The 10,989-nt window shown below is 71.5% G+C and carries 9 protein-coding genes; 8 read left to right on the forward strand and 1 reads right to left on the reverse strand.

Annotated elements, in window-relative coordinates; all coding sequences use genetic code 11:
- The first annotated feature begins 65 nt into the window (after window positions 1–65).
- The 4 genes from ACFCZ1_RS05215 to ACFCZ1_RS05230 all read left to right on the forward strand — a co-directional run bounded on the left by ACFCZ1_RS05215 (window position 66) and on the right by ACFCZ1_RS05230 (window position 4,865).
- A complete protein-coding gene (locus ACFCZ1_RS05215; protein ID WP_376676994.1) occupies window positions 66–797 on the forward strand; it encodes a restriction endonuclease in 732 nt (243 codons plus the stop codon).
- Window positions 798–882: 85 nt separating this feature from the next.
- A complete protein-coding gene (locus ACFCZ1_RS05220; protein ID WP_376676995.1) occupies window positions 883–1,341 on the forward strand; it encodes a GNAT family N-acetyltransferase in 459 nt (152 codons plus the stop codon).
- A gap of 440 nt (window positions 1,342–1,781) precedes the next feature.
- Entirely contained in the window at window positions 1,782–3,701 is a 1,920-nt protein-coding gene (locus ACFCZ1_RS05225) for a hypothetical protein (RefSeq protein WP_376676996.1), read from the forward strand.
- 726 nt (window positions 3,702–4,427) lie between these two features.
- Window positions 4,428–4,865 (forward strand): hypothetical protein, encoded by a 438-nt coding sequence (locus tag ACFCZ1_RS05230; protein ID WP_376676997.1) that lies wholly within the window; start codon window positions 4,428–4,430, stop codon window positions 4,863–4,865.
- A gap of 121 nt (window positions 4,866–4,986) precedes the next feature.
- On the opposite strand, the gene ACFCZ1_RS05235 is transcribed toward ACFCZ1_RS05230, so the two are convergent.
- Window positions 4,987–5,754 (reverse strand): hypothetical protein, encoded by a 768-nt coding sequence (locus ACFCZ1_RS05235; RefSeq protein ID WP_376676998.1) that lies wholly within the window; start codon window positions 5,752–5,754, stop codon window positions 4,987–4,989.
- A gap of 346 nt (window positions 5,755–6,100) precedes the next feature.
- On the opposite strand from ACFCZ1_RS05235, the gene ACFCZ1_RS05240 reads away from it, so the two are divergent.
- The 4 genes from ACFCZ1_RS05240 to ACFCZ1_RS05255 form a co-directional block, all read left to right on the forward strand.
- Entirely contained in the window at window positions 6,101–6,535 is a 435-nt protein-coding gene (locus ACFCZ1_RS05240; RefSeq protein WP_376676999.1) for a hypothetical protein, read from the forward strand.
- Between the two features lie 278 nt (window positions 6,536–6,813).
- Window positions 6,814–7,401 (forward strand): DUF4232 domain-containing protein, encoded by a 588-nt coding sequence (locus ACFCZ1_RS05245; RefSeq protein WP_376677000.1) that lies wholly within the window; start codon window positions 6,814–6,816, stop codon window positions 7,399–7,401.
- Window positions 7,402–7,940: 539 nt separating this feature from the next.
- Complete coding sequence (locus ACFCZ1_RS05250) at window positions 7,941–9,029, forward strand: tryptophan 2,3-dioxygenase family protein (protein ID WP_376677001.1); 1,089 nt, start codon at window positions 7,941–7,943, stop codon at window positions 9,027–9,029.
- A 542-nt stretch (window positions 9,030–9,571) separates the two neighbouring features.
- On the forward strand, window positions 9,572–10,989 hold a 1,418-nt coding region (locus ACFCZ1_RS05255), incomplete at its 3' end, for a DUF6777 domain-containing protein (protein ID WP_376677002.1).

The raw sequence follows: 10,989 nt of genomic DNA on the forward strand, positions 1-10,989 counted from the left end.
CTCCCGGCCGGGAAATGCCCTGCGGCCTCGCACCGCGCTGCCCGTCCCCGCCCGGGGAGCATCAGGTGAGCGGGCGTCGTCCCGTCCGGCGTTCCGGTCGGCGGCCGCGGCGGCAGCCCCGCCGACAGTCCCGGCGGCAGCCCCGGCGGCAGCAGAAGCAGCGCCTGGAGCAGGTGGTTCTCGCCGCTCTCGCGGCCGCGGTCCTGTTCAGCCTGGCGACAGCCGCACTGCGGTGGCTGTCCGCCCGCCCCGGGACCGTCGTTGCCCTGCTGCTGACGGCAGCCGCGGGTGCCGCCGCGTGGGCGTGGCGCCGCGGGGAGGCCGCCCGCTGGGCGCAGGTACGGGCGAGCGGCCTGCGCTACGCGCTCGGACAGCTCGATGGTCTGCATCACCGGGAGTTCGAGTTCGCGGTGCGGGACCTGATGCGCCGAGACGGCTGCGCGGACGCGCAGCAGGTCGGCGGGCACGGCGACAACGGCGCCGACGTCAAGGCCACCGACCCGTACGGGCGCCGGTGGGTCATCCAGTGCAAGCACCGGAAGGACGGCTGGTCCGGGAAACCCGTCGGCACCCCCGACCTCCACGTCCTCAACGGCACCGGCAGGCAGGTCCACCACGGCGACGTCCTGGTCATGCTCACCAACGGCCGCATCACCGACAACGCGGCCCGGTTCGCGAAGTCCCAACGACTCCACCTGGTGGACCGCCACGTCCTCGCCGAATGGGCCGGCGGATCCCGACCGCTGTGGGACCTCCTGCGCGCCCTGCCTCCGGCCGGCCGGCAGGTCGGTCCCTGAACGCACGCCGCTCCCCTGCCACGCCACGGCCTGGCAACATGATCGGATGATTGAGATTCGTGACGCCGGTCCGGATGACGGCCGCGTGCTCGGCGAGATCCATGCCGCCGCCTGGGAGGTGGCCTACGGCCCCTTCTTCGAGCCGGAGTTCGCCGCCCGCGGGGTCCTCAGCAGGCGAAGCCGATGGCATGCGCGGCTCAGGGAAGGCGCGGGGACGATTCTGCTCGCCGTCCTCGACGGCCGCCCCCTGGCGCTGTCCGTCTTCCTGCCGTCGCCGGCCGGGCCAGGTGTCGCGGAGATCTGTAGCTTCTACAGCCATCCGGACAGCTGGGGCAGCGGGGTCGCCGCCGTGTTGATGACCGGGACGCTGCGCCGTCTCCGCGCCGAGGGCTACGCTGCGGCTCATCTGTGGACGCTGCGCGACACCCCGCAATCCCGCCGCTTCTACACCAAGTGCGGCTTCACCGAATCCGGTGCCGTACGAGTGTTCGATTTCGGCGACGGTCAGGCGCTTGACCAGGTCGAATACGAGCGCGCCTGTTGATGTCAGCGAGTGGGCTGCGGGCGGGCGGAACGGTTCGGACCTCTGACGGATCAGCGGCGCGGGGCGAGCGTCGGTGAGCGCGGACAACGGCACGCACCGTCAACGCCGGCTGCCTGCTGGCCGACGGCGTGCCGGAGACCGGCCGGCCGCGGACCCACAGCGCGGTCGAGCCGCGAAGACCCGGATCGCGGGGTAACGGTCGACCGCCTGCGCCGGCGAACGGAGGACTCGCGACGGGGAGTTGATCCAGGCGACAACGCGCCGGATCCGCCTGCCGCTGTTTCTGTCACACGATCGGATGTCGTTACGGCCCCATCCGGTGGGACACGTCCCGACTCCCCCGCCCCCAGGTCCGGATGCGTGCAAGGTGGGTCCAGCTTTCGGCGCCCCGGCACCCTCCGCCCGGCGCGCCCGTCGAGCGACGGAAGGGCCTGTAACCGATGGCGATCGCGAGGGCCCTGCTGCCCACCCTGCTCTCCTTGGCGTTGACGGGCGTTCCCGCCGCGCTCCCCCGCGCGGCGGCAGCCGTGCCCTACGACGGGCAGGCCCACCGCGAAACCGCCCTGTTCAGCGTGAAGTCCACCAACAACGCTGCGGCCCAGGCCTTCACCGTTTCCGGCACCCGGCTCTCCCGGGTCAGCGTCTACCTGGGCAGCGGTGCGGCGACCGGGACGGTGACGGCCCAGGTCCGCCGGGTCCGCACCGACGCCGGGTCGACGGTCGCCTCGAAGACGCTGAACCTCGCCGCCCTGGGCGGCGCCGGCGCGGGCTGGGTCGAATTCCCGGTCAGCGCCGCCGTCACCGCGGGCGCCACGTATTACCTGTTCGTCCAGGCGACCACGACGGAAAGCAAGCCCATCGCCTGGTACGGCACCCGGCAGTCCGTACCCGGCTCGCTGACCAGCTGGAACTACGACGAGGCGTACTGGGGCGGCTGGCACGCCGACGCCTCACGGACGGCCTTCCACGTCAATCCCACAGGGAGCGAGCGCTGTGGGGAGACGGAGCCCTGCTACGTCCCCGCTTCGGCACTCGCGGCCCGTACCGCGGGGCTGCTGACCAACCGGGTGGCCACCGAGGCCGTGCTGCCCTCCTTCGCCGTCGGCGCCTCCTACGTCGACGGCAGCAACGTGCTGCGTCTTCCCTCCGGCCGGTGGCGGTACCTGCCCGACGGCTCCTCCGCGTCCACCGTGGTCGCGGCGGACGACTCCGGCGCCCTGGCACAGATCGACGAGAGCCGCGCCTGGCTGGCCGCGGGCCAGGTGCCGGGGACCACCGCCGCGCAGCGAGCCGCATCGCAGCGCGCGCTGCTGTCGATGCGGGCCCTGCTGAAGCCGGACGGCGCGTTCGCTGCCGGATGGTCGCCGGCCTGGCAGTACTCCTGGCCCCGGGACGGCGCTTTCGCCGCCGTCTCCTTCGCCGCCACCGGGCACGACGAGGAGGCGTACCGGATCCTGGGCTACGACGCGCGCACCCAGCGGGCCGACGGGACCTGGGAGGCCCGTACCGAGCTGGACGGCAGCGGACCGCCCGACGCCCGGAAGTGGCAGCTGGACGGCAACGGCTGGGTGCCCTGGGCCACCTGGCAGTGGTACCGGGCGGCGGCGCCGGGCGGACGGGACGAGCGACTGCGCGCGCTCTACCCGATGGTGCGGAAGGCGGCCGACTACGCCGCCCGGTCCCTGGGGCCGGACGGGCTGCCGCCGGCGTCCCCGGACTACTGGGAGCTGGACACCGCGACCACCAACATCGGCACCGCCGCTCCGCTGCTGGCCGGGCTCAACGCCTCGGCCGACCTGGCGGCCCGGCTGGGCTTGGGCGAGGACGCGGAGCGCTGGGGGGACGCGGCCCGGCGGCTGTCTGCCGGTATCGCCTCCGCCTTCGCTCCGCTGGGATACGGGCGGACCGTCGACGGCGAGCACGGCCGGGACAGTGCGGTGGCGTTCATGGCACCCCCGTTCAACGCCGCCCCGCCCGGCCTCGGCGGAGCGCTGGACTCCACCTACCGGGCGCTGCTGCTGCCCAACGGTGGCGTCTCGCCCGGCAACGACCCCGGTTTCAGCTGGGGACCGTACGCCTGGACGGCCAGCACCTCCTTCTTCGCCCTCGCCTGGTCGGGTACGGGCGAACAGGCGAGGGCGGGCAGGGTGCTGGACTGGGTCCTCTCGAAGCGGAACGGTCTGGGAGAGCTTCCCGAAACCGTGAACGGGGCCGGGCTGCCGTCCTCGGTCGCGCCCCTGGGCTGGACGGACTCACTGGTCGTGCTCACCGCCCTGGCCCTGCAGGGCTCCCCGCAGCCCACCCCGCCGGCGCGGGCGAGGGCGGCGCGGGCCACTACCGCGCCGACCGGCGGGAACTGAGGCCGGACGCGCCGGCCGACCCGCAGCCGGCGCAGCCCGGGACCGCACCGGCAGGGCTGCGGTCGTTCTGCCGGTCGTCGCGGAGACACCACCGTTCAGGGTGAGGACGCCGGCCGCCTTGAAGGTGCCGGCCGCGGCCGGTCGAGCCCGGCCGGTCATGAGCAACCCGCCGCCGGCTTCCCGGCGTGATCCGTACGGGGTGTGCGTACACCCCGTACGGATGGCGAGGGGGACGGGGCGCGTGGCGAGCGCGTCGTGGACGCGGCTCGCCCGGGGCTTGCGGCGTTTGCGGTGCGGACCCGGCGTGACCGGCTGTACCGCGGGGCGACGGGTCGTCCGGCGGGCGCTGAGGTGCGCGAGGGCCGGGTCCCGACGCGTGGCGTCGACCACGACGGCGGCCGGGGCGGCCACGCACTCACCCGCGCGCACGGCGACACGGCCGTCGAGCGCCTCCGCACCGAGAAGGGCGACCCCGTCCGGAAGCGGTCCCGGTCGGCTCGGCGGCCTGGGCGCGAGAGCAGGAATTCACGCCGGCCCAGGCTTTTACCAAGATCGATTCCGGACGTCAAGCCACGTATTCCAGTGGTGTGACACCCGCCCCGTCGCAGGGTTTATTTGAAGTACGCCCCCACCGGAACCCCCGGAGATACGGGCCGAAAACAATTACCCCGGCCCGTTCCGCGGGACGGTATTTCCCCCTCTTTTTACACCGAATGGAGAATTCCCATGTTCGAGCGTTTCTCGACCCGTCGTATCGTTCTGGCCGGAGCTTCCCTGGCGCTGGTGGGTGGCGGTGTCGCCCTTCCGGCGACCGCGATGGCCGCCCCGGCCGCCGCCCCGCAGCAGGCCGTCACCCTCGCCCCTGTCGACGACAGCGCCGACGGCATCGGTACCGGCGGTGACGCCAACGCCGAGAACACCACGGTCGGCGGCACGGCCACCGGTGGCGCCGCGAACTCCGGTGTCGGCAACTGCAAGGGCAAGTGCGTGATCACCACCGGCAACGCCACCGGCGGCAACGCCAGCGCCGACGCCACCAACCTCGGTGACGCCACGGCCGTCGGCGGTGACGGCACCGGCAAGGGCGGCACCGTGAACAAGGTCAACAAGCAGGTCATCAAGAACCAGATCAAGCAGGACCTGAAGGCGAAGCTCGGTAAGTGAGGGCCCTGAGAGCCCCGCAGCCCCCGGGAGTCCCGTCCCGGCGAGCCGCCCCACGCACAGCAGACGCCGGAGAGGCCCAGGGCCTCTCCGGCGTCCGTTGCGTAGTGAGGTGATCCAGGGCCTATGAGCCCGCAGCGGTCGCGTCACCGCTCACTGCGCTGGCGTTGCCGGTGTTGGTCGCGTCTGCGCTGGCATCGCCGCTCGTCGCGTCACCCGTGACGATCGTGCACCTGCCGATGCAGGTGCCGACGCCGCCGGAGGTGGCGGAGCCGCTGGTCGCGGTACCTCCGACGGTGGTGTTCTCGGCGTTGGCATTGCCGCTGACGGCGCTGGCGCCGCCGCCGTTGCCGGCACCCTTGGCGCCTCGGGCCTGCGGGCCCTGTCCGACCGAGGTCACGGACGCGGAGCGGCCGCCGCTCACCACGTCACCGCTCAGAACCTCACCGTTCCAGACGGTGTTGACACTGTCCTGGCACAGGCCGCTGCACGAGGTGAAGGCACCGTCTCCCACGGAGGTGTTGGTGCTGGTGCCGCAGAGGCCCGTGCACTCGTTGAACGCACCGGTCCCTAGCGTGGTGTTGGTGCTGCCGCCGCACAGGCCCTCGCACGCGCCGGAGGCGCCGTCGCCCACCGCGGTGTTGGTGCTGTCGTGACACAGGCCCTTGCACGCGCCGGAGGCGCCGTCGCCCACCCCGGTGTTGGTGGTGCCGTGGCACAGGCCCTCGCACACGCCGGGGGCACCATGGCCCGCGGTGCTGATGAGGCTGCCGTAGCCGTACTGCGGAACCGCCGCTGCGGCCACCGCGGTCGCCGGCAGCGCCACGCCGCCGGCCAGTGCCACGGAAGCCGCGGCCAGCACGAGACGACGGGTCCAGGAACGCTCGTTCATCGGAATTCTCCGGGATTCGTGTGTGAGGTCTCCGCCTGTGGCAAAGCGGGCGGCTATTCGAGGCCCGACGTTATCGTGCGGATCATGCCATGAGCAGGAACTGGTGAAGTGCGGCGTGTTCACGCGCCCTTCCCGGCCTTCGAGGGTGCGGCGACGGTCAACTACCAAGATCGGTTCTATGCGTCAAGCCACGTATTCAAGTGGCGTGACGCGCGTTCCCGCGCAGGGTTTATTTGAAGTGCGCCCTCACCGGGAACTCCCGGAGAACGTGAGGCCGAAGAAATTGCTCCCGATCTGTTTCGAGGGGGCGGTGTGCAGACTCTTTTGATATTGAATGGAGAATCCCATGTTCGAGCGTTTCTCGACCCGTCGTGTCGTTCTGGCCGGAGCTTCCCTGGCGCTGGTGGGTGGCGGTATCGCGCTGCCGGCGACGGCGATGGCCGCCCCGGCCGCGGTCCCGCAGCAGGCCGTCACCCTCGCCCACGGCGACAGTGCCGACGGGATCGGTACCGGCGGTGACGCCAACGCCGAGAACACCACGGTCGGTGGCACGGCCACCGGTGGTGCCGCGAACTCCGGTGTCGGCAGCTGCAAGGGCAAGTGCGTGATCACCACTGGCAACGCCACCGGCGGCAACGCCAGTGCCGATGCCACCAACCTGGGTGACGCCACGGCCGTCGGCGGTGACGGCACCGGCACGGGCGGCACCGTGAACAAGGTCAACAAGGGGCAGATCAAGAAGCAGCTCAAGGCGGACCTGAAGGCGAAGCTCGGCAAGTGAGGGCTGACGGCCCCGCAGGCCCCCGGGGACTACGTCCCGGCGAGCCGCCCCACACACACGCACGCCCTCGCACTGTGGACGCCGGAGGCCCACAGCCTCTCCGGCGTCCGCAGTGCGAGGGCGCGCGGTGGCGGCGCCCCTCCCAGCACACGGCCAGGTCAGAGCGCTAAGCGCGCCGTCCGTCCGGGGCGGTGCGACGCTGGGGGAGGATGCGGCCGAAGGGGAGCCAGGTGCGCGGTCGGGGTGAGCGGGCGTCCTGCGATCCGTGAGGAGACTCCATGAAGGGCACAACGCTGAAGGGCACGATGCATGGCCGCGTGGCCGGCGCCCCGACCCGGTGGCTCGTGACGGGCGCCGTGACGTGCGGCCTGGTGCTGGCCGCCGGTCCGGGCGCGGTGGCGCAGCAGCCGGCGGGGCAGCAGTCGGCGGGGCGGCAGGCACCCGTCGCCCCCTGTACGAGCAATCAGCTCATCGCGAACAGCGCGCAGCGGACCGGTGGCAGCCAGGTGCGGATCACCGTCATCAACGACGGCCCGAAGGCCTGCGTCCTGAAGGGGTATCCCACCGTGGCCCTCGCCGGCCAGGGGTCGCCGGACCGCAACAAGCCCCTGATCGTGGTACGTCAGGGCCAGGCGCGCCCCGTGCTCCTGCCGGTCGGCGGCCAGGCCTGGACCCGGCTCACCTTCACCCCGGTGCTCGGTGAGGCCGACGGGTACTGCGCCTCCGGTGCCGAGCCGACCGTCGCACCCTCGATCGTGCTGGGCGTGGGAGGGGGCGGGCTCCAGCTGGCGCCTGACGACGGTGGGGAGTTCGCGCTCTGCGGCACCACCGTGCGCGCCACGGCCTTCCGCAGCGGCAGTTCCTGACGGGGCATCCCCTTTCGCGTACTTCCGGCTCCCCACGACGCCGGGCCTCCACCACCGTGGTCGTAGGTGGCGGAGGCCCGGCGTTCGTGCTCCGGCATCACGCTCCGGAATCACGTTCCGGCATCGGCGGTCGGAGCGCCACGAGCGCACCCGTACCTGTCAAGCCACGAATTCCCGAGACATGACGCGCGGTCTCCCGATCAGGCCTAGTGGAATCCGGTACCCCGCCCGGCAGACGTGAGGCCGACCGTCGGCCGGCAGCGTTCGTGCGTCGCACTGCGGCACACCGACATGGGAGACGAGTGGCGATGACTTCTGAGAACAGCACGATGCGATGCCCCGGGGGAAGGTCCGACGGCTGCACCTGCCCGCTCCGCGAGAAGTGCGGAGTACGTACCTCGGTCCTGCGGGGACTCAAGCGCTGGGCGCCAGCCGATCAGGTGCCGGTGGAATCCGACGGCTTCTCCCTGGCCCGGTCCCTCACGGAACACGTGCGTCGGACGGGAAAACATTTCCTGCCGGAGCACATGTTGGCCCGCTTGAGCCATGTCCGGCGCCGGCATGCCGCAGACCGTCCGTTGCTCAACGCCTTTCTCGACTGCATCCTCGACAAACACGAGGGACGTTTCTGGAACCGCACCTACCTCGCGCTGCCCGTCCTGGAGCTCCTCATGGACGAACGGCGCTCCGGGCTGAGCGCGGACCGGATGTCCATCATGCTCATGGCCGACGTCGTCCGTTTCGAGGTCAAGGCGGCGGGCGGCTCCCGGGAGGGGCCCAGCCGGGGCCGGCCGGATCCGGCGACGCTGGGCACGAGGGTGCGCCACGCCCTGAGGTTCGTGACGCAGGGACCCGGCCCGCCGGACGTCGGCGACCTGCCGTCACGGGTGGCACACACAGCCCGGCCCCGCCTGGAAGATCTCCTCGATCACCTACCCCGGCCCCCGGCGACGAACGCCTGGCGGTGGTTCGACGTCACCGTGCAGCCCGTCTACGTACTGCACGACGAGTACTTCTTCATCCGGGTCCTGCAGACCCACGAAATGCTCTTCACCGCGATGGCGGCAGACATGAAGGCGGCCACCGGGGCATTGCGCGCGGGGCGCCCCGAGGAGGGCGCGGAACGAATAGAGCACGCGGTTGAGAGGTTCGAGCGGGCTGCCGCACTGTTCCGCGTGGTCGCCACGATGCGGGCGGAGCAGTTCTCCGCTTTCCGGCAGTACACCCAGGGCGCCAGCGCCATCCAGTCCGAGCAGTACAAGCGGTTCGAGAGCCTGTGTGGTGTTCCGCCCGTTCCACGCCTGCGTTCGGCCGCCTTCACGAGTGTGCCCGCCGTACGGGCCGAGGTGGTGGCTCCCGGCCACGACACCGTTTCCCAGGCGTATCGCGACCTCGGGAGCGGGGGAGGCTCCGACCGCATGCGGTGGGACCGCCTCGACGCGGCGCTCGGCCGGCTGGAAGCCAGGCACCAGCGGTGGAAGGCAGCCCACCGCGGCCTCGCCGCGCGCATGCTCGGCGATGCGCACGGCTCCGGCCACACCGATGGCGTTCCGTACCTCACGGAATGCCTGGAGAACCGGCTCTTCCGGCGACCGGGCCCGGGCTCGGGCCCGGGCCCGGGCCTCTGAGCCGTGCGCCGTCACGGAGGAGCGGCCCATCGGGGCTCCGGTCACCTGTCAAGTCCCGAAAAGCCGCGACATGACGCGACCGCTGAGCCAGAGGCTTACTCAAGACCTGGGTTCACGCACGGCAGGGGCCCACCCGCGTCGATTCGTGGAGGCCGGGCCCGTCCGGCCGCCTCTTCACCTTTTTCGCGGGAGTCGAATTTCCATGATCCGCGCCTCCTGGACGCGGAGGCCATAATGACTGTAAGGAGCGCGCAGATGCGAACAACCATCATTTTCCCGATGTCCTGCCTCAGGGGGAGAGTGTCGTGAGTTCCCTACCTCCTTCGGGCGAGCGCCCCACCGGCCCCCCGTCCGGTCCGCTGTCCGATCGGCCGACGAACGAACATCCCCCGCCGCCGGGGCCTCCGTCATCAGGGCCCCCGCCCCCGCCGGGTCCTCCTGGCCCGCCGACCGTCAGTGGCGAGCCGGGCGAGCCGGGTGGGCAGGACGAGCCGGGTGGGCGTCGCGGAGCGCCGGCTCGCGGATGGCGGTCACGCAAGACCGTGCTGAGCGCCACCGGCGTGGTGGCCATGGCGACGGCGGTGGTCCTCGGCTTCACCGTCATGGGCGGGAACAAGGCAGCAGGGGGCGAGGTCTTCCTCCAGGCCACCTCGGCGGCCGGCCCCAATCCGTTCACCCCCTCGACGGCCACGGAGTCCGAAACGACCGAGGTCACGCCCGTCACCGCTGCCACTTCGAGGGACACCAATCGCACGCTCGAGGTCAACGGTGCGTACCCGGGGCTGTACGGGGGCACACGGAACGTCGCGAGCTGCGACGTCGAAAAGCAGATCAAGTTCCTCGGGGAGCACCCGGCGAAAGGGAAGGCGTTCGCCGCCCCCCTGCGTATCCGGCAGCCCGAGATTCCCGCCTATCTGCGCTCGCTGACGCCCGTCCGGCTGGCCTGGGACACCCGGGTCACCAACCACGGGTACAAGAACGACGCGCCCGTCGGCTATCAGGCGATCCTGCAGGCCGGCACGCCCGTCCTGGTCGACGACCGCGGTGTCCCGCGCGTGCGCTGTGCCTGCGGCAACCCGCTGGCTCCGCCCGTCGCCGTCAAGGGCAAGCAGACGTACAGCGGCAAGCAGTGGTCGTCGTTCAGGTCCTCCGGCCTCGTTGCGGTCAAACCCGCCGAGAAGCCGGTGAAGGCCGTCACCATGTTCGACCAGCACCGCAAGGGGTGGTACGTGCGCCCGAGCGGAGACGTGCAGGGCAGGCACGACCACGAGGTGCCTCCTCCCCAGGGCCAGAAGCCGGACTCGCCGTACCCGGTCCTGCCCCCGCCCCACGAGGAGACGGAGGAGAGGCATCCGGGCCAGCACCCGGGGAAGGTCCCGGGCCAGGACCCCGATAAGCAGCCCGGGAAGGTGCCGGACACGAAGCCGAGGGTGCCCCACGAGGACCCGGAGAAGGTGCCGGACACCAAGCCGGAGAAGGTCCCCCCGGACCGGAACCCCGAGAAGGTTCCGGACCGTAACCCGGAGAAGGTGCCGGGCACGAAGCCGGAGAAGGTCCCGGACCAGAACCCGGAGAAGGAGAAGGTGCCGGACACCAAGCCGGAGAAGGTTCCGGACCAGAACCCGCAGAACAAGCCGGAGGACGTCCCCGACACGAAGCCGGACAAGGTCCCGGGCACGAAGCCGGAGAAGGTCCCGGACCAGAACCCGGAGAAGGAGAAGGTCCCGGACACGAAGCCGGAGAAGGTCCCGAACCAGAACCCGCAGAAGGAGAAGGTCCCGGGCACGACCCCCGAGAAGGTCCCGGACCAGAACCCGCAGAAGGTCCCCGACACGAAGCCGCAGAAGGTTCCGGACCAGAACCCGCAGAAGGTCCCCGACACGAAGCCGCAGAAGGTTCCGGACCAGAACCAGCAGAAGGTCCCCGACACGAAGCCGCAGAAGGTTCCGGACCAGAACCA

Origin of the sequence: Streptomyces sp. NPDC056224 (assembly GCF_042267665.1) — a bacterium.
In the GTDB taxonomy this organism is placed as follows: Bacteria; Actinomycetota; Actinomycetes; order Streptomycetales; family Streptomycetaceae; genus Streptomyces.